A 24,795-nucleotide genomic window follows, 5' to 3' on the forward strand; every position below is an offset into this window, starting at 1 on the left:
CATTATAGTCTCTCTATGACGGCTTTACGGACTCACTCCGAAACGCGCGAATATTCCCGGTCGTTGCCAATGCCGTTGGAATAGCCGTTGGAGCGAGGGGAGGGGGGCGACGCCGGGATCTTGAGCTGCGGGCGGGGCTGCTCCGCCTGGGGTTCGACATGCATCGACGCTTCGATGTCCTGCCAGACCTGCCGCAGGCGCTGAACGTGCAGATCGTCGAGGATCACCCGAACCAGATGCTCGATGACCTCGATGTTGACCCAGGACGACAGCGCCTTGTCGAAATCGCGATAGGTGGCTTCGAGCGGGCGGATACCGAAGTCGCGCATGACGTTGGTCTTGCCGTCATTTGCGAGCAGGACAGAGCCCACCATGTGCTTGAGCCCCATCGGGGCAGCCGGATCGAGGACAGCGTGTTCGAGATCGAAAATCGTTCTCAGATTGAGCTTCCTCAAGAGAAGGAAGCGCTGCGGACCGACGGCGGCGCAGAGCTGCGCCTGCGCGATCCAGTCCATTATAATGAAGACGCAGAACGGCGTCTCGACATGGAGCATGATGGGGTTGGCGGTCGCGAGGTTCTGCACATTGGCGATGCGCCGCTCTTCGAGGCGATAGGACGTCATGAAGTCGATGCCGTCGATGACGGTGAGCGGTGTAATTGCGCTGTGTTTCGACCCGGAATAGCGGTTGTCGAGGGTGAGGCGGGCTCGCCGCGCCGCCCAGGTGAAAGCCGCGTCCGGCACGAATCCGATGGCGAAGGCGAACAGAAGCCAGATTTTGGGCAGCGGAGCGGGGACGGGTGCCGCAGGCGTTTCCACGGCGGGATGCGCCTTCTGCTCGGCTGCGATCTGCTGCGGCGTCGCGATCAGCGCGGACACTGTTTTCGCTTCCGGCGCGACGCGCCAGACGACCACCGCGAGCATGACCGCGAAGAGGATGTGAAAGAAGGCCCGCAGCGGCGTAATCACCGAGAAATCGAACGAGATCAGCGATTTCATTAAAAGACGGACGCTGTACAGGTAGGCACCGGCAAAGGCGAGCGAGGCGATGGTCACGACGTCTTCGTAATCCTTCGACGACGGAGCGCCGAGACCGCCGACACTCAGGACATTCGCGCCAAGAGACCCGCCGAGGATATCCGGGAGCTGGTTGGCAGGCAGAAAGAGAACGAAGAAGCCGGCAGCCGTGAAGAGCACAAAGGGAATGCAGGCGAGGGAAATCACCCAGTCGTTCAGCGTTGTGAAGGGATGGCGCGCAGGTGTCGGCTGAGGTTTCAGCAGCGCCTCGTCCTCGCGCGTCAGATATTTGCGTTTCAGAAACTCAAAATAGAGGTCGGTGCGAGGGCCGGGATCCAGCGTTTCGCGAATGAGCGCCGCCGTGCGGAGCCGGTCGGCGCGCGTCTGATTGCGGACGATCACGAAGACGGCGGGCAGAAGCAGCGCAAAAAACAGGCCGAGGATCAGGGCGAGATTTACGGGCACGGGGTGTTGCTGGATTACCAGCCACAGGGCGAGAAGCGAGAGCAGCCCGAGGGAAACCGCACTCATGCTCGCGGGTGAGTACTTCATACAAGTTCTCCCGGCTTTTACTTGACTGAAATTTCAGGGAACCCACTAAAAAGGCGCTATTTCCAATAAGCCGCAAGTCATCGCCGATTTCGGCCCTGATCGCTCGGATAGCCTTTCACAACCGGACTGTGTGTGTCCCGCAGGTCACTTGCCGGCGCATGCCCGTCGATCATTTTTTATGGGCGCAAATCGAAAATCTCGTCGAAAGCGCCCTCGAAAATGATGCCGTTTAAGTCTTAAACATTCGTGCGCCGGTTTGACGCACAAACCCTTGCGGCCCTGTCTGTCAAATGGAGAAAACTTTTTACAGGCTCTGACATAAGCCGTTACATTTAAAAAGATTAACGGGCGTCTTTCTAATTTTAACAGCCTGTTTCCGTTGGCGGATCATGTGCCTTTACCGGAGTGCATGCAATTTATGCATGCCAGCCAATCGCCGGGTGCTTCCCAATTTACGCCTTATTTACCCTCTCAATCGCGCCGGTCGGAAGTTGACAAGGAAAGGTTGTGATGAACAACGTGAAGCGTATCCGTGCGGTTGTCCTGATGGCTGCGATGTCTTTTGCCAGCCAGCAAGCGTTTGCCGAGTGCGGCATTGCCTCCACCTACTCGGAGGGCTCGCGCACCGCGAACGGGGAAGCCTACAATCACATGGGCATTTCCGCAGCTCACAAGACCCTGCCGTTCGGCTCTCGTGTCGTGGTCCGCAATCAGCGGACCGGGCGCAGCATTACCGTCCGGATCAACGACCGCGGTCCATACGTGGGCGGGCGCATCATCGATCTGTCCACCGGCGCGAAGAACGCGCTCGGCATGGATGGTCTCGCGCCGGTCTGCCTCGAAGTCGTGAGCTATGGCAGCAGCCGCACCGTGAAAAGCGCGGAACTGCGCGAGCCGATCAAAATGGTCCGGTCGAACGAGACAACCCGCACCGTGCGGGTTCGCAACACCCGTTACGCCAAGGCGGGCGGCAAGGCGCGTTACGCGAAGTCTGGCAAGCGGTCGCGCCACGCTGGCAGCAGTCGGCGCAGGTTGGCGTCCCGCTAGGGGTCCGATTCCGACATTTGCATCGTTTGCAGCACGCTTGCGAGCAAATGGCGGATCGAAAGGACCACTAGCAACATCATGATTCTAGTGGAGTTTTTGAATTTGACGTTTGAGCGAGAGCGCGCCGCCACCGGGACTCAAATGTCAAATTCGCTCCGCTAGCAGGCCTCCGGCGAAAGCGGCCGCGCGAACAGTTCCTCGGCAAGCCGCTTTCTCCGCCCTTTTTCGCGGTCAATCCGCTTTTGTGCGCTTTCCCCGAAGGCGCTCCGCCACCGACGAGCGTGCAGGTTCGGTTCTATCCTCCCATCGTCCTGCCGTAGAACGACGTTCCGGCTCACGCTGGTCGATCTGGAAAAGTTGACAAGAATTCATTTTGGGAGTCGCGAAATCGCCGCCATTTCTTGGCAAGGATCGGGGCCAACAAGTCACGCAATTTCAGCCTTCGATTTCGCTGCACCCCAAGAACCATCCCGTTCAGGAGTCCGTTTTCATGAACACGAAACTCGCCGCCGCCATCGCGGTCGTAGCCGCCTTTGCCATCACGCCCGCGTTCGCGCAGCAGAAGCAGGAGCCCGCGAACGAACCGGCGCAGAAGGAAGAGCCCGCAGCGCCCAAGGCGACCAAGGCCGACATCCAGAAGGTCGTCGACGGCATCAAGGCCGACAAGGCGAAGACGACGCAGTTCTGCAAGCTCGTGAAGCTTCAGGACGATTTCACGGCCGCCGCGGAGAAGAAGGACGAGAAGAAGCTGGAAGCGCTCGACAAGGAGATGCAGGACGGCGCCAAGAAACTCGGGCCGGACTTCGAGAAATACGTGATGGACTCCGAAATGGATGAGGACGCCTCGACCGTGCTCGACGGGCTCGCGAAATCCTGCAAATAGCGATCTGGACGCAAATCCCCTCATGAAATGGCCGGACTTCCGGCCATTTTTTTTGCCCGCGAAGGCGCGGGACAAGCTGCACTTTATTCGTGCAACCCATAGGGCGTTACCCGCGAATCGCGTACCCCGGAGAAGACTCATGCTCTTATTCCAGGGTTGCCCATGGCTTCGCTTCTCCTCCGCGCTAACGGGTTGTCGACCCTTCTTTTCGTGTTTCTCGCTTCGGTCCAGATCGGGACGCAGGGGCAGGCGCAGGAACGAGGCTGCGACGCGCAGCTCTATCGCGGCGGGTTCCCGGCCATCAAGAGCGAACAGCTCGCGCGGGAAACCTACGGCCTGTGCTTCTCTGAAATCGCGGTGCTCTATTCGGGTGTGTCGCGAACGCCGCTCTGGGCCGCCGAGATGCTGACGCCCGCCCGCATCACCGCCGCCAAAACGCTCACGCGCATCAGCTCGAACAGCTTCCACGATGAAACGATGCTGCCGTCGCAGGTTCGTTCCGAGCTGTCGGACTACAAGCGCAGCGGCTACGACCGTGGCCACATGGCCCCCAACGGCGATATGTCGACGCGCAAGGCGCAGGAAGAGTCGTTTTCGCTCGCGAACATGATCCCGCAGCATCCTTGCAACAACGAAGTTCTATGGGAGGGCATCGAGTCCGCTGTGCGGGCCATCGCCGAGAGCGAGATCGTGTATGTCGTCACTGGCCCGGCGTTTCTCGGCGCGGAACTCGAAAGCCTGAAGGGCAGGGTATTGGTCCCCACCCATATCTTCAAGGCCGTCTATGTCCCGTCGCGCAACGCGGCAGCCGCCTACTTCGCGCCGAACGATGACAGCCAGGCGTGGGAGGCGCTCTCGATCGACGAGCTTGAGTCCAAGGTTGGTGTCGATGTGTTCCCGCAACTTGACGGCGCAGCGCGTCGGCGTGCTATGATCCTTCCGAGACCCAAGCCGCATTTCGGGTGCCGGCTCCAGACCTCCGAGGCGGCCGGCCGGAGACAATGATGAACTTTTCGCCTTTCAGGAACGAAACGGACGCGATCACGCTCGGAGGGCTCACCATCGAGAATCGTGAGGATCGCGTTGCAGTGTATGGCACGCTGGCGATCACGCGCGACCGTGCCGGGCTTCAGGCTGCAAAGGTTCTGAAGGAGACGGTGGACCGGATCGTGAAAGAGCTTGAGACCGGCGGCGATCTGCCCGTCGTGGTCGCGTCAGCCGAGCCTCCCGCGAAAGTGAAGAACCCTTTCGCGTAACCGCAAGCTGTTCCCAAAGGGGCGTCAAGCCGGTAACTCGATCTCTATCTGGAATGGTCGCCGACACGTTCAGACCGAAGGCTCCCGTCTTCGTCGGCGCACCGGCCCGCCTGTCGGCGCTCCGCCGTTCGTCACCGCGAGAACGGATTGATGAACGAGAGCGGCGATTGCTCGGCCGTGCTGCTCTGCGCGTGTCCGCCTTGCGCGAGACGTCGCTGAATGCGGTCGAAGATAGCCGCGAATTTCTGCGCGCCGGGCTTCTGGATGTTGCGATCCATGATCTCATCGAGCTTCGCCAGCAATTCCGCGCCTGTCCTGTCGTGCACGACAGGGTTCCTCTCGTAGCCGCCGCGCTCGAAGAAGTTTGACGTCGGCATGTCGCGGCCGGGCGGCACCAGCATTTCGAAGCCGCTCCCGGGTCCAGCGAGGTTCATGAGTTCGAGTTGCGCGCCCGTGAGCCTGCCGAGGCCCTTCTTTCGCGCATATTCGACGACGCTGCGAAGTTTCACCACCTGCATCCACGGCCCGATATCGCCATCGAGGTTGAGGGCGTGCATGGCGAGCCCCCTCGGCGTCTTGGCGTATTCCACATGCGCGGCCCAGCCGTCCCGCACGCGGCGGGCGTCGGCGTTCATGCGGCGCACCAGCGCCGCCTTGTAAAGCAGCGACTGCGCCTTTGCGCGTGGCATGCCGGGTTCCTGCGCCAGCCTTTCGAGCCGGGAGGCGAACTCATCGCCCTCCTTGCGGACCTGTTCAATGGAATTGGCCGCAAGAAGCTGCGCATAGCCGAGCGCCGTCGAGGCGGCCCGGCCGGTTCTCGGATTATAGCCGGACTGGAGATCGTGCGTACCCATGCCGCCGGTCTCCAGCGCGTAGACGCGCACCACCTGATCGCGGCTCAGGCCGAGTTTAACCGCCTCCAGAGCATAGGCGATCATGAAATCGTCTTCGGGCACGCGATCCGGGCGAAAACCGTATGTCGCCTCTGCCTCGCGCAGGAAATCCGAGACGACCGGAATCGGCGTGGGCGCTTCGGTGACCGGAGGCTTCGGCGGCTTCGGAAGCATCGCCATGATCTCGGCCGGGCGCTTCGGGCCGTTATAGACGGGTGGCTGCTCGGCCACGTAATCGTCGAGCGTCAGGGGCAGGGAGCGCGCAATTTTCGCCTTGCGGCGCTTGCGCTTCAGCTCCACGCGCTTCCAGTAGGCGTCAACCGATTTTGCGTAGGCGATGCGCGCGGATTCGTAGGCGCGAAGGATCCCCTGCTGCTGCGGAGAAAGGCGCGCTATCGCCTCCTGCAGCGGCGTTTGGGCATAAGTCGTTGCGACAAAGGTCAATGAGAGAGCCAGCGCGAGCGCGCAGACGCATGCGCGGGGAAACCCTCGCCAACGCGAAAGATCCAACCATGAGAACGGCTTAGTCATCGGCCCCACTATACCCGAAAGGGCGATCCGAGACATCCGAAAACACCCGCCCTTCCTATAAGCCCCGAGCCATGCCCCGCGCTGACCGAATTTGTGCGACGCCACATTTTGGACGTGTCCGTGATGCACCTCCCTAGGCTGACGATTTCGTTTCCGTCGCGCAAACGGCGCGGGGTCCGGGAACGGTGAAGCCGGTCGGCGAGACCGGCCAATGCCTTTGAGAGGCGCAAGAGGGTAGCGATTTTGCCGCCGTTTTTTGCCATTCGTGCCGGAGTTTCCGCGCGGGTTCGTGTGTTTGCCGCCGCCGCTGCGTGTCTCGGAGCCGCTGTCGCGCTTTCCGGCTGCGCGGGGCTCAGCATCCGCAACGCTCCGATCAACTCGGCGCTGACCGACAGCGCGGAGGCCGCCGAGGCGGGCAATTATGTTCAGACCGCAAGCCCCACCGTTGCCAGCGGGGAGTCGGACACCGTGATCGGCCTCAGCTTCTCGGGCGGCGGCACGCGCGCCAGCGCCTTCGCGTTCGGCGTGCTACAGGAACTCGCCCGCACGGAAGCCCGCGGGAAGGCCGGTCCGCAGCCGCTCATCGATCAGGTTTCGCTCGTTTCGGGCGTGTCGGGCGGCTCGGTCACGGCGGCGTATTTCGCGCTGAAGGGCCGCGACACCTTCGCAGACTTCCGCAGGCGTTTTCTCGTGCAGGATGTCGAGGCGTCGCTTTCGACCTCGGTCAACCTGCCGAACCTGATGCTGCTCGCCAAGGGCGGCGTGAACGACCGCTCGGGCCTGCCGACATGGCTTGAAAAGAACCTGTTTCGAGGCGCGACCTTCGCGGATGTGCTGAAGCCGGGACGCCCGCAGCTCTGGATCAACGCGTCCGACATCTACAACCGGACGACCTTCATCTACAATCAGACGAATTTCGGCGCGCTCTGCTCCGATCTGCGCCGCTATCCGCTTTCCGAAGCCGTCGCCGCGTCGGCGGCGGTGCCTTTCGTGTTCGCGCCGATCGTGATCGAGAATTATGCCGACCGCTGCCGCTTCGACATGCCGGACTGGACCTATTCGGCCGATCGGGCTGGCGCGCCTGCGATCCTTCGCGCGTCGGCGGGGGCGCTGAAGCGCTACCGCGAGAAAAGCGACGTGCAGTTCGTGAAGCTCCTCGACGGCGGCATGACCGACAATCTCGGCCTCTCCGGCTTCGTGCTCGAACTCGCGGCGGCTACCAAACCCTATGAGCCGCTGACGCCGAAGCAGGTGGTGAACCTCAAGCGCTTCCTCTTCGTGGTCGTGGACGCCGGGCGCCCGCCCGGAGGCGATCTCGCGAAAAGCGCCGAGTCGCCGGAGCTGATGGACCTCATTCAGGCCGTCTCGGATACGGCTGTCGATGCGAATGTGCGCGCGGCCTACGATGCCTTTGTCGCGCAGATGGAAAGCTGGCGCGACCGCATGATCGAATATCGCTGCGGGCTGACGCCGCCGGAAGTGGTTTCGTATCGCGGTACGACCGAGGGCTGGGATTGCCGCGATCTCACGCTCACCGTGTCGAAGGTGAGCTTCGACCAGATGCGCGAGGCGTCCGTGCGCGCGCGCCTCGAAAAGATCCCGACGCGCTTCAAGCTGCCGAAGGACGATGTCGATCTGCTCATCTCGTCGGCAGGAAGCCTCCTCCGGCAGAACCCCGGCTACCGCGAGTTCATGGCGACTTTCTAGCCTCTCAAGCGCGCCCTATCTCCGATAGACGCGCATCTTGTTGGGAAACCGCTTCTCGCTTTCCGGTCGCGCTCCAGGAAGCGGCCAAAAGCAAAGCCATGGGCGCCGCGACTTCATCAACCGCTATGGGCGGGGAAGAGCCCGGTGCGGGGTTTGGCCGGGCCCTTCCCGGAGGTATCTCATCGAGCCTCCAAGATCACAGCATCGCGCTGTCTCATGACAGGTGTGTGGCAACGGCGCACCAAACTGCACCGTGTGCCCGAAGCGGGTGCTGTGGGAGAGGGGCTACGCCTTTGCCGGTCGGCGCAAAAGGATCGCGCGCGGGACGCGGGCGCGCTACTCGCGCGCCGAGCCGACGATGAACACCACGAGATTTTTCGGGCCGTGAGCGCCCTTCACGATGGTCTGCTCGATGTCGGCGGTGCGCGACGCGCCGCTGATGAGGTTGACCGTGCGGGGCATGACGCCTGCACCATAGACGCCGCGCAACTTCGTCCAGCATTCCTCATAGGAGCCGAAGACGTCGCCCGCGTCGATCAGCACGAAATGGTGCTCGGGCAGGAAGTTGAGTGTCGAAGGGTTGTCCGGCCCGGACGCAAGGAACAGCGTTCCTGTTTCCGCAGCGCCTGCGAAGGCATGGCTCAAGCCGATCGGGTCGGTCGCCTCCGCCGCGCCGCCGAGGATTTCGAGCAGACCGGGCTCGGCCTCGAACGTCCTGAAGAACGGATCGCTGCCAAGGCGCACGCGGCTTGGCAGATTGCGTTCGCGAAGCGCCGCCGCGACCGCTTCGGGCACGCCCTTGTAGGTGCGGACGCGGACGACGCCGGTGCCGCCGTTTTCGAGCGTGGTCTGGAATTGCTTCACGAGTTCCGGCTTCGTGCCTCTGGCTCGCTCCGGAATGAGGTTGGCGGCGGGATTGCGAAGCCTCGTCTGCACCACGCCGCGCCGCCCCGGCTCGTCGCCGCGCACGCCAAGCCCCTTGCGGACGCGCGCCATGATCGCGTCGCGCGCGCTCCCCGTCTCCCCAGCCGAGATTTTTTCAGCCATGATGCAGCCTTTCGAGACGCTGCTTTTCCTGTTCCCGCGCTTGCCACTGCACGAGGAAGGGGCGCGAGGCGGGTTTCGGCATCGCGCGGAAAGCGGTCCAGCCCTTCGTCAACGGCAATTTCGTCAGCATCGAGCGAGGAATGAGCGAGAACAGACGCCCCTGCGCCGCTGTTGCGAGCCGATAGAAACCCGCCCGCTTCGCGAGGAAGGCCCAGGCCCTGAGCGCGAGCTTCGGCGCGGCGAGCGCGGACTGCTGGGCGAAATCGCGTTCGCGCCAGTGACGCATCATCTTCGGCAAGGGGATATGCATCGGACAGACAGCCTGACAGCGCCCGCAAAAAGTGGAGGCGTTCGGCAGATGTGCTGCGTCATGGATGCCTGCAAGATGCGGCGTCAACACCGCGCCCATCGGGCCGGGATAGACGGAACCATAGGCATGGCCGCCGACCGCACCATATACCGGGCAGTGGTTGAGGCAGGCTCCGCAGCGGATGCAGCGCAGCATGTCCTGAAAATCGGTGCCGAGCATCTCCGAGCGGCCATTGTCGAGCAGCACGACGTGATAGGCGTCGGGGCCGTCCGGATCCTGGTCGCGGCGCGGCCCGGTGGAAAACGTGGTGTAGCTCGTCATTTCCTGCCCCGTGGCGGAGCGGGCGAGCACGCGCAGGATGGTGGATGCGTCTTCGAGCGTCGGCACGAGCTTCTCGATGCTCGCGACCACGATATGCGTGCGCGGCAGAAGCTGGGTCAGGTCGCCGTTGCCTTCGTTCGTCACGATGACGGAACTGCCCGTTTCCGCGATGAGGAAATTCGCGCCCGTGATCCCGACGTCGGCGGCGAGAAACTTCTGGCGGAGCACCGTTCGCGCCTCGCCTACAAGGTCCACGATCTCCGACAGATCCCGCTCTGGCGGCAGGTCTGAATGCGCGGAGCGGAAGTCGCCCTCGATCTGGTCGCGGTTCAGATGCACGGCCGGCGCGATGATATGGCTCGGCGTTTCGCCCCTCAGCTGGATGATGTATTCGCCGAGGTCGGTTTCCACGGGCCGAATGTTCGCCGCTTCGAGCGCGGGGTTCAGGCCGATCTCCTCCGACACCATGGACTTGCCCTTGGTGACGGTCTTCGCGCCCGCTTCGCGGCAGATGGCGAGCACGATGTCGCGGGCCTCGGCGGCATCCCGCGCCCAATGGACGTGGCCGCCCGAGGCCAGCACGCGGCGCTCGTATTCTTCCAGATAAATATCGAGGTGGCCGATGACGTGCGTCTTGATGGCCGTTGCTTCGTCGCGCAGCGCGTCGAACTCTGGTAACGCCGCGCGAGCGGCTGCGCGCTTCAGGATGAAGCCCGTTTTGACGTTGCCCAGCGCGCGTTGAAGGCGGGAATCGGTGAGCGCGCGCGCCGCGTTCTCCCTGAAATGCAGGCTCGTTTGTTCCATGACGACCGTGGATATGCGCCCATAACGACGAAACGCGCAAGCGCGGCAAGACATATCTGTCTAAGGCTCGATCAATTTTCCTTATCCATGCGGGCACGGCATTGCCGCCAGTCGGGCGAGCTTTGTGGTCATGCCGGAACATTTCAACCTTTGCGAGCTTCTCCCGGGGAACTTACCGAACGAACGAGGCAATATCCGCCATGAGCGACAAATACGCAGCAAAGCACGTCGTCCGCGCCCCCGAAGCGCAACCGCATCTCGATCTGGACAAGGGGCAGGAGACACAACCCTGGGGCACGCTGACGGACCTTCCCATCGCGCTCGGGGAGAATGTGCGCGCGCAGAGCATCGAGACCTTGAATCAGGTGCTGGCCGACACGATCACGCTGCGCGACATGTACAAGAAGCATCATTGGCAGGTGAGCGGCCCCACCTTCTACCAGCTCCATCTGCTTTTCGATAAGCACTATGGCGAGCAGAACGAGCTTGTCGACACCATCGCAGAGCGCATCAGCGGGCTTGGGGGCGTGCAGGTGGCGATGGCGCCCGACGTGGCCGAAATGACGATGATCCGCCGTCCGCCCAAGGGGCGCGAGAACCCCGCGAAACAGATATCGCGTTTGCTGGAAGCGCACCGGCACATTCTTGCGGAAGCTCGCGAGGGGGCGAAAATTGCCGCCGAATCGGGTGACGACGGCACGAACGACCTGCTCGTCAGCGACCTGATACGCCTGCATGAACAGCAGGTGTGGTTCCTGTCCGAGCATCTCGTGGCGGCACGCCTCGACTAGTGGTCCGATTCCGACATTTGCATCCGTTTGCAGCATGCTTGCGAGCAAATGTCGGAATCGAAAAGACCACTAGCAACATCATGATTCTAGTGGAGCTTTTGAATTTGACATTTGAGCGAGAGCGCGCAGCCACCGGGACTCAAATGTCAAATTCGCTCCACTAGAGTCGCATCCGATCAGGTCGATCAAGTCTGATCGGTTCAGCGCGGGCGAAAGGCGGCACATACGTCGGCGTTCGTTTCGAGGCGACCGCCGCCGATGAGATCGATGCAATACGGGATCGCCGGCATGACAGCGCGAAGACAGACGTCGATGGCGGCGGGCTTGCCGGGCAGATTTACGATCAGCGTTCGCCCGCGAATCCCGGCGGTCTGCCGCGAAAGGATCGCCGTCGGCACCGCGTTCAGGCTCTCGCGGCGCATCAGTTCGCTGAATCCCGGAAGCATTCTCTCGCACACGGCGGCTGTCGCTTCCGGCGTGACGTCGCGCGGAGCGGGGCCGGTGCCGCCCGTGGTGACGACGAGCGCGCACCCGTCGTCGTCGGCAAGCGCCCGCAGCACCGCCTCGATGTGCGGTTGCTCGTCGGCAACGAGACGCCTTTCGGGCCGCCATGGCGAGACGAGCGCGCGCGACATCCAAGCCTCGATTGCCGGACCGCCTTCGTCGCGATAGACGCCTTGTGATGCCCTGTCAGAAACGGTGACGATGCCGATAGGAATCATAGGCTGTCTCCCCGGTAGTGGCCGATTGCCGATCCTATATAAGGCTTCCAGGAGCCGTCCGCACCTGCGCGCGGTTCCTTGGTCAGGAGGCCAGATGATCCGGGTACAGAGCGACGCGTTCGATCCGGGCGAGGAAATCTCCCACCTCGCCCGCGCCGGTGGTACGGGTGCCATCGCAACCTTCGTCGGTCTCGTTCGCGACGAAGGCGGCACGCTTTTCGCACTGACGCTCGAACACTATCCGGGGATGACGGAGCGCGCGCTTTCTTTACTCGAAGCGGAGGCGAGGGGGCGCTGGTCGCTTTCCGATGTTCGCATCGTGCATCGCGTGGGCCGCATGATGCCCGGCGAAATCATCGTCTTTGTGGGGGTGGCGGCACGGCATCGCGCGGAAGCGTTCGCGGCCTGCGAATTCCTGATCGACAGGCTTAAGACCGACGCGCCGTTCTGGAAATTCGAGGAAGGAAACGAGGGCGGGCGCTGGGTGGATGCGCACCAGACCGACGATGCCCGCGCCGACCGTTGGCGATGACACATGGAGCCGGCCTTATCGAAGCCACGTCCTGAAACATCAGAAGAAACAGGAGAGTGGCTCCCCGGGCCGGACTCGAACCAGCGACCCAGCGGTTAACAGCCGCTTGCTCTACCGACTGAGCTACCGGGGAATAGCGAACAGCGCGAGTGGCGTCCGCATTTCGTTTACATAACACATGATGCCGGTCGCACAAGCACATTTTCCGGTTTTGGGGCGGGAATTTCCAGCCATCGCCAGAAGGGTGTCGGATAAGGCGGGGGCGGCGGGAGCCTGGACGGTGCCTGCGTGTCTTCAAAGGCGCGGGGTTCCCCGGAAATCGCTTGCGCGCCAGTGGCCTTATGCTTATGCACGCGAAAAATGCGGAGCCCGAACGATGGTATCCCTTCAATATAAGGGCCGGATACACCGTGGAAAATTCACGGCGCGAAGCCTGCGTTACATCCTGTCCGATCAGGCCGCGCGGCTTTTCCCGGCGCTCCAGCGTCGCTGGCTGCTTCCTGTCGAGCCGGTACCCATCGGGGATGTGGCGTCCGGCGATATCGCTCTGCCGTCGGTCCGCGTCGAGGCCCCGCTGCCGGATGTGCACCGGACGCTTGGCCTCGTTCCACCGTCACCGCTGCAACTGACCGACCACATTTATACGCTCGATGATGTCATCGTGACCGGCTGGGCGGGCGCGATGATCAAGGATGGCCTGCTGCTCACCGTTCGGCCGCGGCACAATTGGGTAAGCGGCCTTCGCGCGCGTCCGCACCGCATGCGCGCCCTGTCGGCCGAGCGCCCGTGGTTCAACCTGATGACGCCCGTGCCGGCGCGCGGCCACATCTTCCACTGGCTTTGCAATTACATCCTGCCGTTGCTCGCCTACCTCGAAAGCGGAAGGGCAGCGGAGAAGCCGGGACTTCTCGTCAACGCGACTCCGAGCCCGTTTCAGGACCGCACCTTGGCATATCTGAAGGAGCGTTACGGCATCGGCGTTGTCGAGGCTCTCGGCCCCGCCGACGCGGCGACCGTGCCGCGCCTTCTGGCGGACGTGCCTGTGCCCCATAATCCGCGCGGATTACAGTCGCCATTGGCACTTGCGCTGCTTGACGATCTCGGACGTTTCGTGGCTGGCGGCTCGCAGCGGCCGGACGATCCGAAGCGCCTTTATATCAGCCGCAACGATGCGCGTCTGCGGCGCGTGCTCAACGAGGAGCAACTGTTGCCGATTCTGCAAGCCTTCGGTTTCGAGCGTTTGGTGCTCGGCAAGCTCCCCATCGAGCGCCAGGTGGCGCTGTTCCGCAATGCAGAGGCGATCGTCGCGCCGCACGGCGCGGGGCTCGCGCATATCGCCTGGGCGAAGCCGGGAACGAAGGTTCGGGAGTTTTTTCCCGATCTCGATGCGCACGGGCGGCGCGTCAAGAACGCGAGCTACGATTTCTGGCTCATGTCGCAGCTCGTCGGGCACGACTACGCGGTCTGTCTCGCCGGGCCTGTCGAGAACAGAAGGGACGGTTTCCGGATCAGGGAGACGCTTCTGTCCGACATTCTTGCAAGCGCCGCGGCAGAACCTTTCAGCGAAGCCGTCGAAGCAGCGCCGTCCTGATGCATTTCATCCGCTCCGACGAGGATCTCGCAGGGCACATCGAAGAGCTTGTGCGTGCGCACCCTGTCTTCGCGCCGCTCCGGGAATCGGCGGGCGTCGTCCCCGTGCGCTGGCTGGACCGGGGCTTCAGGGGCCTCGTCTTCGTCATCACCGGGCAGCAGATTTCGGTGGCGGCGGGCAGGGCGATCTACGGCAGGCTTGAGGGCGCGCTGGGCGATATCACCGCCGAGACGCTCGCCGCGGCGGACGACACGATCTTGCGCGAAGCGGGGTATTCGAGGCCCAAGATGCGCACGTTGCGCGCGCTTCAGGAGGCGGCGCTTTCCGGTGGCCTCGACCTTGCCGCCATCGAAGCCATGGACGCCGGGCGCGCCATCGTCGAGCTTTCGGCGATCAAGGGCATCGGGCCCTGGACGGCCGAAGTCTATCTGCTGTTCGCGGCAGGACACCCCGATATTTTCCCGGCGGCCGATGTTGCGCTGCAGGAATCGATGCGGCTCGCGTTCGACCTCCCCGCGCGGCCTTCGACACGGGCGCTGCGCGAGATTTCGGATGCGTGGACGCCGTGGCGCAGCGCCGCCGCCCGGCTTCTATGGGCGTATTACAAGGTCCGCAAGGGCGGGAAGCTCGTCACGCCGGTTTAGCGCGTCGTTTGGCCAGGACGGAGCGGCTTTCATGAGAATCGAGCACGCAGCAAAAAGGCCGGGTTTCCCCGGCCTTTTCGGAAGTTCGGAAGGGGTCGCGGAAGCGACTAGTACGTAACCTTCGCGGTTGCGACAAAAGCCGAACCGGCCTGGGCATAAGACGTGTCTGCACCGCCCGGGGCCTCACCCTTATCGAGGGTTGTGTTCCAGTAGCGGAAGTCGACCGAGAACGCCTTGTAAGCGGCCGTCAAACCGACGTTGCCATAGGTGTAGTCATTGAGACCGTACTTAGTTTCTTCGTCGAAGAACTGATGGCCAACGGTGCCGCTCAGCGTGAAATCGACGTCGGCATACTTGTAGACCGGCTTCGACAGCGTGCCTTCAACGGCCCACGCGCCACCGACCTCGCCCGTGTAGTCCGGCGAATAGTAAGCCGTGACACCGGCCGTCAGATCGCTCCAGATGGTCTTGCTGGCGCCAGCCTTGATCTCAACGAAGTTGAGGTCGGCGGTACCCTTCAACTGGTTCGGGTAGTTGTACGTGATGACGCCGAAGTCGAAGGTGATGCCGTTCCACACCGGCTTGACGCCCGCGTAAAAGTCGACTTCGAGGTTCGAGTCGACCTGCAAATTGTTATTATACCTGGAATCGAAGTTCACGCCGGAAAGTGCCGTGCCGGCATAGAAGATGCCATAGGACACGTCAGCGCCGCCCTGGAACGTCGCATCGCGACGGTTCTGCGAGATGCCGCGGAACTGGTAGTCGGTCGTGACGCCGGCCCAGACCGACCACGTGAACGGGTTGACCGCAACCGGGCCATCCTTCAGGCCGCCGCTGTACAGGTCGGCCGACATCGCCGTCGTTGTAGTAAGAGCAAGCGCCGCGCCAGCCAGCAAGCCCGCCCCAATTTTCGAAACACCCCCAAGTGCCACTTTATATACACTCCGTCTCTAATTGCCCATATGCACCCAGCTGAACTATTGCGCGGCTATAGGGCGGTCGCAACGACGAGATAACGACTCCTTGTTCGAAGCTCTCCGAGAGTTGCAATTGTGTGACGATGCCTATATTTTCACCAGCTTCACCGGAGCAGTGAGGGCTCGTGCCTAGAATTTACGCACCGAGGTTTGATCTAAACCGGCGCAAGGCAACGGAAATTTCTATTTAATGACGCTGATTGCGGGTCAGCGGCATGCTTGTCCTGCCGGAGAAAGACGAATCTCGATGAGCGACTGGATCGGCCGATTCCCGGCCCTCGAAGAAGTTCCTGCGACCCTTCGCGCGCGGCTCCTGAATGAGAGTCGGCTTGTGGCCCTGCCTGAAGGCACGCGCATTTTCGGCCCGGGTCAGGCGCCGTCCAGCTTTCTGATCCTGTTGAGCGGCAGCGTCCGCGTTCAGCAGGTTTCGGAAAACGGGCGCGAAATCGTGCTCTATCGCATCTCGGCGGGCGAAAGCTGCGCGCTGACGACGGCCTGCATTCTCGGTTATGAGGATTACCGCGCCGAGGCTGTCGCCGAGACCGACGTGGAAGCCGTCGCCACGCCGCGCGCGACGTTCGAGGATCTCATCGCCCTGTCGGCTCCGTTCCGACGCTTCGTCTTCAAGACCTTCAGCGACCGCATCACCGACCTGTTCCGTATCATCGACGAGATTGCCTTCTCGCGGGTCGACATCAGGCTCGCGCAGAAGCTTGCACAGCTTCGCAATGCGAATGGCGACGTCGAGGCGACGCATCAGCAACTCGCGACCGAACTCGGCACGGCGCGCGAGGTGGTCAGCCGACAATTGCAGGAATTCCAGCGCCGGGGCTGGCTCAAGATCGGGCGGGGGCTTGTTTCCGTTCCGGCTGACAGCGCACTTTTCGACTTCGCGCGCTCAAGCGATCACGGTTCTGTGACTTAGTCACAGACGGCAGCTCCGCACGCGCCCACCCTTCTTTATCGGTTTCATTCGAGAAGGAGGGTCGCTCTGATGAACGCGACTGTTGAAGATATCGGAGGCGACGTATCGCGCCGCGATTTTCTCTATCTCGCCACCGGCGCGTTTGCCGCGATCGGTGCAGCGGGAGCGCTCTGGCCGTTGGTCGACCAGATGAACCCCGATGCGTCCGCCTTGTCTCTGGCGACAATCGAAGTCGATCTCGCTCCGATCCAGAACGGCCAGGCCATCACCATTTTGTGGCGCGGCATGCCCGTTTTTGTGCGGAACCGGACGCCCGAAGAAATCGAGAAGGCGAAGAACGTGGCCGTCAGCGATCTGAAAGATCCCGTGGCGCGCATCCTTGGCAGCACCGCGGAGATCCCCGCGACCGACGGCAACATCACGAAGCCCGGCAAGGAAAACTGGCTTGTGGCCATCGGCATATGCACGCATCTCGGCTGTGTGCCGAAGGGTCAGAACCCCGGCGACCCGCGCGGGCCTTATGGCGGCTGGTTCTGCGTTTGTCACGGCTCGATCTACGACACGGCCGGCCGCGTCCGTGGAGGCCCCGCGCCGCGCAACCTCGATATTCCGCCCTATGACTTCATCGGCGACACGAAGATCAAGCTCGGCTGACACGTGAGCGGTATCGCTCCGAGCATGCGTTCGCAAGGTTGGAGACCGGTTGGATCAGGCTGCGCGTCATCTGATCGAACCGGTCTTGATTTCGGGCGGGAATTTGATCCGCAAAAATGGGCGCAATCGCAAGAAGAGCGATAAATTTCGCTCCCGTGACTAAGTCACAGACCCGCAGCAAGGGAACGCCTAGCCTCCCCCCATCAGACAGCATCAAGAAATGTGGAGGATTTTACATGACAAGCAATGTCGGCGGACTTGACCGCATCCTGCGGATCGTCGTGGGCCTTGGTCTCATCGCGCTCGTCTACGTCGGACCGCAGACGCCCTGGGGCTGGCTCGGTGTCGTTCCGCTCGCAACCGCCTTTATCGGTTTCTGCCCCGCCTACCGCCTGCTCGGGATCAGAACCTGACGCGACGGCGGAAAGGCTCCGCAAGGGTCCTCTGATTTCCGTCACGCCCAGGGCGTCGCGCCGAAACCGGCTCGGCGCCCTTTTGCATCGGTAACATTCTGATTCAACGACGAGGTTGCCTGACGAGACGCAGGATCTTCGATTGGCCGCTCACGGCCGTTTCCCGAAAGAGCTGTTGAAAGGATGCGCAAAACAGCTTCGCGCCTTCCTCGCACAAGCCCCCCGCAAGCCGATCCTCCTAGCCATGAAGAATGGCAACAGCAAACAGAGTCATGCTGTTAAGGCGTGAGAACTTCACCGCCCAGCTTTCTTGAGAGTGCGTGCGACAGCGATTTTTTGCCTCGGCCGCCGATGCTGCCGGCGGCGGGAGAGAAGGCATGTTGAAGGTTATTGCGAGGGACGGCGTCAGCTTCAAGCGGTTTTGCGGCGATGATGGCGACGAGGAATACCAGATCGTCATCGTGCCGCCGGGTCATCTCGCTTTCGAAGCCCAGTTGCGGCACATGCAAGCCGCTTATGAGGACGTTCAGAAGTCGCTCGGCCTCGACGCGGGCAGCGCCGTGTTCCGGCGTCTCTTTCTGAGTGACGCGCTGAATCAGACCGCTCTCGTCAAGGACAGCGATCTGGCAGCGGATCGGTGCGGCAATCCCGTCGCCACCTCCATCGTGCAGCAACCTCCATTGCCCGGCGGGAAGATCGCGCTCCTCGCCTATCACATCAACAGCAAGGCGCCGATGACGAAGACGCGGCTGGCAGCGCGGCACGTGCTCGTCACGAGAAACGGCCGCCGCCACTTCTGGAGCGCGGGGCTCGGCTCGCTTCCGTCCAACCCTGAGCCAGACGCGGCGGAACAGACGAATGCCATTTTCGCGACGCTCGCCGACGCGTTGCACGGCCTCGGCGGCTCTCTCGCGGCGAACTGCGTGCGCACATGGATCTATCTGCGCAACGCGGACGTGTTCTACCAGGGAATGGTGACGGCGCGGCGGGAGTTGTTCGAGCGCGCCGGTCTCACCGCCGAGACGCATTATATCGCGAGCACCGGGATCGAAGGCGGTTCGCCCAACCGCCATGAGGTGGTTTCGATGGACGCTCTGTCGCTCCTCGACCTCGAACCGGGGCAGGTCTCCTATCTCAACGACTTCGACATGCTGTGCGCGACGAAAGACTACGGTGTCACCTTCGAACGCGGCACGAGAATCGCCTTCGCCGACCGCGCTCATCTCTATATTTCCGGAACCGCCAGCATCGACCGAAGGGGACGCGTGCTGCATCCCGGCGACGTATGCCGTCAACTCGACCGCGCCATCGCGAACGTCGACGCGCTCCTTCGCTCGGGGGGCGCCTCCCGTGACGACATGCAGCATCTGATTGTCTATTTGCGCGACGCGTCGGACTACCCGCGCATAAGCGGCATGCTGCGCGAAAGCTTCCCCGATGTGCCCGCCGTCGTCGTCCACGGGCCGGTTTGCCGCCCGGAGTGGCTTGTCGAAATCGAGGGGATTGCCGCAGTCAGCGAAAACAATCGCTCGCTGCCGGCATTCTGAACAATCGGAGAAGGCAAAAGCAAAAGTAACGCATGCAAAGGGAGAACGTGCCGATGACCTATCCCCTCCTTCCAGAACCGTCCGAGGTGGCGGAGCATTTTGCCCTCGCGCTTTCGCGGCCCGACATAATCGAAGAACCCTATCGCCGCTGGCGCGTCCTCGATTGTCTGCCGGAAGCCATGTGCACGGGGATACTCACGCTTCCGATCGCGCCACCGGTCGTCACCATCGACACCAAGGGCGCACGCGACACCTTCAACAATCAGCGCATCTTCTTCACGCCGAAGATGCGCGAACTTTTCCCCGCCATGTCGGTGCTGAGCGACGCGATGCAGTCTCGCCTCGTCGCGCGCCAGTTCGCGGAGACCTGCCACGTGAACGTCGAAGGCGCTTATCTGCGTATGGAATACATCCAGGATCTCGACGGCATGTGGCTGGAGCCGCACCGCGATATCAAGGAAAAGCTGTTCTCGATGGTGATCTACCTTTGCACCGGTCCCTTCGCGAAGGATTGGGGCACGGATATCTACGATCACGACAAGCAGTGGTGCGGGCGCGGGACGGCGGAATTCAACTCGGCGGTCATTTTCATTTCTGGCCCGCATAGCTGGCACGGTTTCGAACCGCGCCCGATCTACGGCGTCCGCCGTCTGATGGAAATCAACTATGTCAGCCCGACATGGCGCGACAGGGATCAACTCGCCTTTCCGGACCAGCCGATCACGCTCGGGTAATCCGGCCTTCGAGGGTGCGATATCGAAGTGTCGGACCGCACAACCCCCTCGGCAAGGCCAATCCCCCATATCCAAAGCGCGCTTTCCATGAAGAAAGCGCGCTTCAGGCTCTATCCGGGCAAACCGGACAGGAAGCGGCAGCGTGCTAAAGCCCGGCCTTCTCGTTCGCCGCGTAGCGGTGAAGGTAGGTCGATGTCACCTGCGGAAGGTGCTGATCGAGCCACAGAGCCATCTGCTCTTCCTCACGCAGCGATTGTTCAAGCGGCTGCTTCGCTTCTGCCTGCCCGGTGAGGTCGGCAAGCTCCAGCAGCGACTTGTAGGACGCGATTTCGAAATTCTCGAACGCGAAGTTCGCAATCGAGTTCTTGATGATCTCGTCCTGCGTGAAAGCGTGCGTTATCGCGGCCATGTTGCCGGTGATTGAGAGAAGATTATCCTTCAAAACCGATCTGCTCTGCCCGCGCTGTTCGAGGATCTTTTCCAGCCGCTCGATTTGCCCGTGCGTCTCGTCGATATGCTGTTGCAGCTTAGCCTTGATGTCCGGATAGTTCTCGATGCGCTCGACCTGCCTGTTCATCAGTTCCAGAGCCTGATTTTCGAGCGCGTGTGCATTTTGAAGGCCGGTAATGAAAACGTCTTTTGCGCGTTCTGCGTCTTCTGCCATGGTAATACCTCCATTCTGTCTTTCCATGACAATGACACCGGCGAGCGCATGTTCCCTTATGCGAATACGGACGAAAATAAAATTGGCCTTCAGCTTGCGCTCTTCTTCTTGCAGACGACAACCTTCGACAAAAAGGCCGGGAAGGCGTCCCAAATCTCGAAACCCGCATCGGCGAATACTCCGCCGGCGCCGGTGAGATCGTCGGCGCAATAGTCGAGGAAGTAGGGTTCGTGGAAGCGCTGCGGGAAGGCTTCCAGCAGGCCGTCATAGCCGTCCACATCCCCCCACTGGATCGAGTCGACGAACACGAACAGGCCTCCGGGCTTCAGGATGCGGGCGATCTCCCCCGTCACGCGGCGGCGTACGTCACGCGGCAATTCATGAAAGAGGTAGATGCACGTTGCGATGTCGAAACTGGCGGTCTCGAATGGCAGGGTTTCCGCGTTCGCCTGACGGAATACGATATTTCGTCTATCGCTGAGGAAGCGCGCGGCCTCATCGAGATAGGCCTGACTCAGGTCGGTGCCGGTCATCGGCAGCGCGGGAAACGCCTGCGCGAGCTGCCCAAGAAAGCGGCCGCTTCCACAAGCGACATCCACGAGTCGAAGCTGCCGCTGGTCGCGGCCCTTCACGAACTCGGCGATGGGAGGAATAGCCTGCCGACGCATCGCGCCCGCTGCCCCCATGAACAGCGTCTCCACCTGAATGTCGTAGAGCCTCGCAGAATCGTCCGTGAGCCAGCCCCCGGACTGGTAATGGAAGTTTTGCGTGTAATAACCGGGCAGCCCCTCTGCCTCCGGCAGCGCCGCCGCCTCGTCGAACCGCTTCTCCGCGCGCCGCTCCGCCGATTTCGGCAAATCGTCGAGCATGCGGCGCACCGCCTCGATCCGCTCGGCGAACGAGCCGCTTTCTTCCAGCGGGATGGGATAAAGCCCGTTCGCGACCGCCTTGGCGTCCTTGGCCTGAAGCTTCAGCACGTCCTGCACCAGCGGAAAAAGGCCAGGCGCCGGTCTCGTAAGCTGCACCTTGTCGACGTCCGCGCCCAGCGCAAGCGAACGCCGCGTCGTGTACCGGTAGAGCGCGGCATAGCTCACCGTCCGAAGCGTCTGCCCCGCAAGATGCGCGACCCCTTCAAGCCGATTTGACATGTCATCTCCTGCGGAAAATCGGTTAGTCTTGTACACCGCTGTGATGATTGAGGTGGGTTGGGCATGCCGCACAAGTCAAGGGGAGGCGCTTCAACGCGAACCCGCTATAACAACATCGTCATCCTGACAGGCGCGGGGCTTTCGGCGGAATCGGGTCTCCATACCTTTCGCGACAAGGACGGCATCTGGGCACAATACGATTACCGCGAGGTCGCGACGCCCGAGGGCTACAAACGCAACCCGAAGCTCGTGCTGCAATTCTATAACGAGCGGCGCAGGCAGAACGCAGACGTTCAGCCCAACGCGGCGCATCGGGCCCTCGCACGCCTCGAAGCGGAGTATCCCGGCGACGTGCTGATCGTGACACAGAACATCGATCCGCTGCACGAGATGGCCGGTTCGAAAAAGCTCGTGCACATGCACGGGGAACTCATGAAGGCGCTGTGTTCGGCCTGCGCGTCGCGCCACGCGATCCATCATGACATCACGCTGAAAAGCGTCTGCCCGTCCTGCGGGCGAACCGGGGTGTTGCGTCCCGATGTCGTCTGGTTCGGCGAACTGCCCTACCAGATGGAGCGCATCTATCGGGCGATTCTCGGTTGCGAGCTGTTCATTTCCATCGGCACCAGCGGGACGGTGTATCCCGCCGCCGGTTTCGTGGAGGAGGCGCTTCGCGTCGGCGCGCATACGCTGGAACTCAATCTCGAGCCCTCGCACGGCATCAGCCGCTTCATTGACGCGATCCACGGCCCGGCTACCGAGGTCGTACCCGCCTATGTTGAGCGCCTGCTTGCCGCTGCGCGGTCGGCGTGACCGGCTAAACGCCTGGCACAAATGCGCCAGCCGCCGCCGCAATCGAAAATCCGCCAAGGATGACGGACGTCGCTTTGTATGCGTGCCGCCGAAGCCCGAACGGAACGAGGGAGCCCGCGAGCATCCACACATAGCCGGCCAGCGTTGAGAGAGAGACAAACGTGGCAATCCACAGACTCGTCATTGCGGCGTCGGCAGGGATGAGAACGGTTCCGACGAGCATGGCCTTTGGATTGAGCAGCGTCGTCACGAATACACGGGCGAAGGCTTCGCGCGGCCGCGTCGTAGCGCTTGCGAAGGGCGTCCTCCACAAATGGAGCGCCGTGTGGAGCAGCCAGACCGCGGCGACAAGCCTGAGGGCGGTCATAGCCGCAGCGTCGTTCTTCGCGATCGAGGCAAAAAGGGCAAAAATCGAGATGGCGACCGCATAGCCCATCGCTTCGGCCACGGGCAGGAGCGCGGCCTTGCGCCATCCAAGCGTCGCGCCGGACGCCGCCAACATCGTGTTGGTCGGTCCCGGCATAAGAAGGACCATGGCCGATGTCGCCACGAAGGCCGCTGTGACCATTCCTCCCCCGATTGAAGGCATACTTGGCGATGAGGGCGGGTTCGAAACCGTGCCCAGGCGTGGATAGAACCGCAGGTTGGGGGTGATGACAACACACGTCTTCGCGAACGCCGCGCCGATGAAATATACCATACGGGGGTATGTCCGGCACCGCCAGAAACGGAAGCCTTATCGGCTGACGCACGGCGAGCGTCACCGTGTCATGGCAATTCGTGTCGAACCACTTCGTGATTTCCTGCGCGGGCGCGCTGTGGTTCGCGTGCGGGCAACCGAAAGCTTCGTATAGGAGCCCCGAGAGTGTGACGCATTGCTTCCTGGTGAGTGGCTGCGGGCCGGACACGCTTACGGAACTGGATGAGAGAAGAGCCAACTCGCTGCATCGGACGGTTCACAAATAGCGTCGTGTGTCACAGTGGGGCGACCAGAACCTTCACGATGCCAATTCTTTGAGTATTTTTAGTGACTTGAAGTCACGCTGGTGCCCAGAAAGGATTTGCTGGGTTCAATATTAATTTATTGAATTTACTGCATAAAAGTCGGCCGAGCTGAATTTCTGAGTGCCACAAATCGGTGCCATGGCAAGGCCGAAGATCGCCTGATTTTGGGAACCCGAAGGTGTTATCCAAACCCCTTCAGAGCTTTCAACGCTGCCGTTTTGAGGGAGGGTAGATCCTCCTTTACGATCGCCCAGATCTGGACACCGTCTATGGCGTCATATTCGTGACGCAGGCGGTTGCCGAGGCCCTGAATTCCTGTCCATGGCAAGCCGGGGATGATGTTTTCATCGCCGCGCTTGCGGATCCTATCAAGGGCTTCGATGAGCCGTTGCAGACAGCGCTCGACGGCATCTCTCGTTTTTGCGTCGGCTAGGAAGGCGCTCTCTTCGAGACCTGCGACATAGGCCTCAATGACGTCGATGTTCTCGACGACCTGAGCGAGGTTGCGTGCGGTGTTAGAATGCGACGACGCGGTCACGGTCGATCTCGTTCTGAAGAGAGGGTTTCGCCGTAGGTTCGGGCACGAGATCGACATCGCGCCCCAAAGTCTCCGCAAGCCGCCCCTGCAAGCGCTCCAGAAGTCCGAAATAGGCAAGGCCGCGTGGCGTTTGCCCGGGGTCGAATGTCACAGCAAGGTCGATGTCGGACACGTCACTCTCATCGCCCCGCGCCACCGATCCGAACACAGACAGGCTCCTAACGCCGAACTGGCGCAGTTCGGCCTCCTGATCGCGCAGCCTCTTAAGGACAAGACCTCTCATCATGCGCGCAATATAGCGCACGGAGGATTTGTAGAAAAGGAGCACGACGAGGGCATTGACTGAGAATGAGTAGTTCTCGCCTACCTGTGAGGTCGCGGCGACCTAAATGCCCGATGCTTGCACAAGGTCCGGATGTTTTGCTGAACTCTTGGAAGATGGGGTCGGACTCTCCGGCAGTGCGAAAATCCTCCAGTAAGGCATCCGTGCGACCAGGACCCGCCCCGCACGCAACCGCCAGCGACGCCGCTAATCGGACAATTATGGCCCCATTAGTTGAAGTCCGTGGGGTTGGGCGCGACCGAGATCGCGAAACAACTCCGGGACAGGTCGTGCAAGCGTCTGGCCCCTGTGAGCTTCTGAAGTTCGCTGACTACGTGCCTTCGCGCACCGTGGTGGAGACCAACGATGCCAATTTCTTGAGTGTTTTTAAGGACTTGAAGTCACGAT

The 24,795-nt window shown here is 61.9% G+C and carries 26 protein-coding genes and 1 tRNA gene; 15 read left to right on the top strand and 12 right to left on the bottom strand.

Annotated elements, in window-relative coordinates:
- Positions 1–32: 32 nt before the first annotated feature.
- On the bottom strand, positions 33–1,568 hold the full coding sequence (locus EK416_RS01925) for a hypothetical protein (RefSeq protein ID WP_127075758.1): 1,536 nt from the start codon (positions 1,566–1,568) through the stop codon (positions 33–35).
- Positions 1,569–2,078: 510 nt separating this feature from the next.
- Between EK416_RS01925 and EK416_RS01930 the strand changes: the two genes are divergently transcribed.
- From EK416_RS01930 to EK416_RS01945, 4 genes are all read left to right on the top strand, one after another.
- The gene (locus EK416_RS01930) at positions 2,079–2,615 is read left to right on the top strand and encodes a septal ring lytic transglycosylase RlpA family protein (RefSeq protein WP_342634620.1); all 537 of its coding nucleotides are present in this window, start codon (positions 2,079–2,081) and stop codon (positions 2,613–2,615) included.
- Between the two features lie 490 nt (positions 2,616–3,105).
- On the top strand, positions 3,106–3,498 hold the full coding sequence (locus tag EK416_RS01935) for a hypothetical protein (protein ID WP_127075760.1): 393 nt from the start codon (positions 3,106–3,108) through the stop codon (positions 3,496–3,498).
- Positions 3,499–3,660: 162 nt separating this feature from the next.
- The gene (locus EK416_RS01940; RefSeq protein ID WP_127075762.1) at positions 3,661–4,503 is read left to right on the top strand and encodes a DNA/RNA non-specific endonuclease; all 843 of its coding nucleotides are present in this window, start codon (positions 3,661–3,663) and stop codon (positions 4,501–4,503) included.
- Positions 4,503–4,754 (top strand): hypothetical protein, encoded by a 252-nt coding sequence (locus tag EK416_RS01945; RefSeq protein ID WP_127075764.1) that lies wholly within the window; start codon positions 4,503–4,505, stop codon positions 4,752–4,754. Before EK416_RS01940 ends, EK416_RS01945 begins: the two co-directional genes overlap by 1 nt.
- 131 nt (positions 4,755–4,885) lie before the next feature.
- Here the strand turns inward: EK416_RS01945 and EK416_RS01950 are convergent, their stop codons facing one another.
- Entirely contained in the window at positions 4,886–6,091 is a 1,206-nt protein-coding gene (locus EK416_RS01950) for a hypothetical protein (protein ID WP_127075766.1), read from the bottom strand.
- Between the two features lie 330 nt (positions 6,092–6,421).
- Here EK416_RS01950 and EK416_RS01955 point away from each other — a divergent pair, with 330 nt between their 5' ends.
- Positions 6,422–7,885 (top strand): patatin-like phospholipase family protein, encoded by a 1,464-nt coding sequence (locus EK416_RS01955; protein ID WP_245433911.1) that lies wholly within the window; start codon positions 6,422–6,424, stop codon positions 7,883–7,885.
- 336 nt (positions 7,886–8,221) lie between these two features.
- On the opposite strand, the gene EK416_RS01960 is transcribed toward EK416_RS01955, so the two are convergent.
- Together EK416_RS01960 and EK416_RS01965 are read right to left on the bottom strand one after the other, a co-directional pair.
- Positions 8,222–8,932 (bottom strand): LutC/YkgG family protein, encoded by a 711-nt coding sequence (locus EK416_RS01960; RefSeq protein WP_127075768.1) that lies wholly within the window; start codon positions 8,930–8,932, stop codon positions 8,222–8,224.
- Complete coding sequence (locus tag EK416_RS01965; RefSeq protein WP_127075770.1) at positions 8,925–10,367, bottom strand: LutB/LldF family L-lactate oxidation iron-sulfur protein; 1,443 nt, start codon at positions 10,365–10,367, stop codon at positions 8,925–8,927. Before EK416_RS01965 ends, EK416_RS01960 begins: the two co-directional genes overlap by 8 nt.
- A 200-nt stretch (positions 10,368–10,567) precedes the next feature.
- On the opposite strand from EK416_RS01965, the gene EK416_RS01970 reads away from it, so the two are divergent.
- Positions 10,568–11,158, top strand: a complete 591-nt coding sequence (locus tag EK416_RS01970; RefSeq protein ID WP_127075773.1) for a Dps family protein — start codon at positions 10,568–10,570, stop codon at positions 11,156–11,158.
- A gap of 200 nt (positions 11,159–11,358) precedes the next feature.
- Here EK416_RS01970 and mog read toward each other — a convergent pair whose 3' ends face one another.
- The gene (gene mog, locus EK416_RS01975) at positions 11,359–11,880 is read right to left on the bottom strand and encodes a molybdopterin adenylyltransferase (protein WP_127075775.1); all 522 of its coding nucleotides are present in this window, start codon (positions 11,878–11,880) and stop codon (positions 11,359–11,361) included.
- A 94-nt stretch (positions 11,881–11,974) separates the two neighbouring features.
- Between mog and EK416_RS01980 the strand changes: the two genes are divergently transcribed.
- The gene (locus tag EK416_RS01980) at positions 11,975–12,412 is read left to right on the top strand and encodes a molybdenum cofactor biosynthesis protein MoaE (protein WP_127075777.1); all 438 of its coding nucleotides are present in this window, start codon (positions 11,975–11,977) and stop codon (positions 12,410–12,412) included.
- A gap of 57 nt (positions 12,413–12,469) precedes the next feature.
- Here EK416_RS01980 and EK416_RS01985 read toward each other — a convergent pair.
- Positions 12,470–12,545 (bottom strand) — tRNA-Asn (locus EK416_RS01985).
- Positions 12,546–12,788: 243 nt separating this feature from the next.
- Here EK416_RS01985 and EK416_RS01990 point away from each other — a divergent pair.
- Positions 12,789–14,003 carry a glycosyltransferase family 61 protein gene (locus EK416_RS01990; RefSeq protein WP_164729811.1) on the top strand — a complete coding sequence of 405 codons (1,215 nt, stop codon included), beginning with the start codon at positions 12,789–12,791 and terminating at the stop codon, positions 14,001–14,003.
- Positions 14,003–14,647 (top strand): DNA-3-methyladenine glycosylase family protein, encoded by a 645-nt coding sequence (locus EK416_RS01995; RefSeq protein ID WP_127075781.1) that lies wholly within the window; start codon positions 14,003–14,005, stop codon positions 14,645–14,647. Before EK416_RS01990 ends, EK416_RS01995 begins: the two co-directional genes overlap by 1 nt.
- A 107-nt stretch (positions 14,648–14,754) precedes the next feature.
- Here EK416_RS01995 and EK416_RS02000 read toward each other — a convergent pair whose 3' ends face one another.
- Positions 14,755–15,501, bottom strand: coding sequence for a TorF family putative porin (locus EK416_RS02000; protein WP_127075783.1), 747 nt, complete (start codon positions 15,499–15,501; stop codon positions 14,755–14,757).
- A gap of 370 nt (positions 15,502–15,871) precedes the next feature.
- Here EK416_RS02000 and EK416_RS02005 point away from each other — a divergent pair, with 370 nt between their 5' ends.
- The 5 genes from EK416_RS02005 to EK416_RS02025 all read left to right on the top strand — a co-directional run bounded on the left by EK416_RS02005 (position 15,872) and on the right by EK416_RS02025 (position 19,897).
- Complete coding sequence (locus tag EK416_RS02005; protein WP_127075785.1) at positions 15,872–16,549, top strand: Crp/Fnr family transcriptional regulator; 678 nt, start codon at positions 15,872–15,874, stop codon at positions 16,547–16,549.
- A 69-nt stretch (positions 16,550–16,618) separates the two neighbouring features.
- A complete protein-coding gene (petA, locus tag EK416_RS02010) occupies positions 16,619–17,203 on the top strand; it encodes a ubiquinol-cytochrome c reductase iron-sulfur subunit (RefSeq protein ID WP_127075787.1) in 585 nt (194 codons plus the stop codon).
- Positions 17,204–17,439: 236 nt separating this feature from the next.
- The gene (locus tag EK416_RS02015) at positions 17,440–17,616 is read left to right on the top strand and encodes a YgaP family membrane protein (protein WP_127075789.1); all 177 of its coding nucleotides are present in this window, start codon (positions 17,440–17,442) and stop codon (positions 17,614–17,616) included.
- A gap of 377 nt (positions 17,617–17,993) precedes the next feature.
- Complete coding sequence (locus EK416_RS02020) at positions 17,994–19,163, top strand: Rid family hydrolase (protein WP_127075791.1); 1,170 nt, start codon at positions 17,994–17,996, stop codon at positions 19,161–19,163.
- A gap of 53 nt (positions 19,164–19,216) precedes the next feature.
- Positions 19,217–19,897 carry a 2OG-Fe(II) oxygenase gene (locus EK416_RS02025; RefSeq protein ID WP_127075793.1) on the top strand — a complete coding sequence of 227 codons (681 nt, stop codon included), beginning with the start codon at positions 19,217–19,219 and terminating at the stop codon, positions 19,895–19,897.
- A gap of 145 nt (positions 19,898–20,042) precedes the next feature.
- Here the strand turns inward: EK416_RS02025 and EK416_RS02030 are convergent, their stop codons facing one another.
- Together EK416_RS02030 and EK416_RS02035 are read right to left on the bottom strand one after the other, a co-directional pair.
- Positions 20,043–20,561, bottom strand: a complete 519-nt coding sequence (locus tag EK416_RS02030; RefSeq protein ID WP_127075795.1) for a ferritin-like domain-containing protein — start codon at positions 20,559–20,561, stop codon at positions 20,043–20,045.
- An 89-nt stretch (positions 20,562–20,650) separates the two neighbouring features.
- Positions 20,651–21,709: a class I SAM-dependent methyltransferase gene (locus EK416_RS02035; protein WP_127075797.1), complete on the bottom strand. Its 1,059-nt coding sequence runs from the start codon at positions 21,707–21,709 to the stop codon at positions 20,651–20,653.
- 63 nt (positions 21,710–21,772) lie between these two features.
- Here EK416_RS02035 and EK416_RS02040 point away from each other — a divergent pair, with 63 nt between their 5' ends.
- Positions 21,773–22,522 (top strand): NAD-dependent deacylase, encoded by a 750-nt coding sequence (locus tag EK416_RS02040; protein ID WP_127075799.1) that lies wholly within the window; start codon positions 21,773–21,775, stop codon positions 22,520–22,522.
- A 4-nt stretch (positions 22,523–22,526) separates the two neighbouring features.
- Here the strand turns inward: EK416_RS02040 and EK416_RS02045 are convergent, their stop codons facing one another.
- The 3 genes from EK416_RS02045 to EK416_RS02055 all read right to left on the bottom strand — a co-directional run bounded on the left by EK416_RS02045 (position 22,527) and on the right by EK416_RS02055 (position 24,348).
- Complete coding sequence (locus EK416_RS02045; protein ID WP_127075801.1) at positions 22,527–23,090, bottom strand: threonine transporter; 564 nt, start codon at positions 23,088–23,090, stop codon at positions 22,527–22,529.
- 618 nt (positions 23,091–23,708) lie between these two features.
- On the bottom strand, positions 23,709–24,065 hold the full coding sequence (locus tag EK416_RS02050) for a HepT-like ribonuclease domain-containing protein (protein ID WP_164729812.1): 357 nt from the start codon (positions 24,063–24,065) through the stop codon (positions 23,709–23,711).
- On the bottom strand, positions 24,043–24,348 hold the full coding sequence (locus EK416_RS02055; protein WP_210210961.1) for a nucleotidyltransferase family protein: 306 nt from the start codon (positions 24,346–24,348) through the stop codon (positions 24,043–24,045). The genes EK416_RS02050 and EK416_RS02055 overlap by 23 nt, the downstream gene beginning before the upstream one ends.
- Between the last annotated feature and the right edge of the window lie 447 nt (positions 24,349–24,795).

The organism is Rhodomicrobium lacus (assembly GCF_003992725.1).
GTDB classification, from domain to species: Bacteria; Pseudomonadota; Alphaproteobacteria; order Rhizobiales; family Rhodomicrobiaceae; genus Rhodomicrobium; species Rhodomicrobium lacus.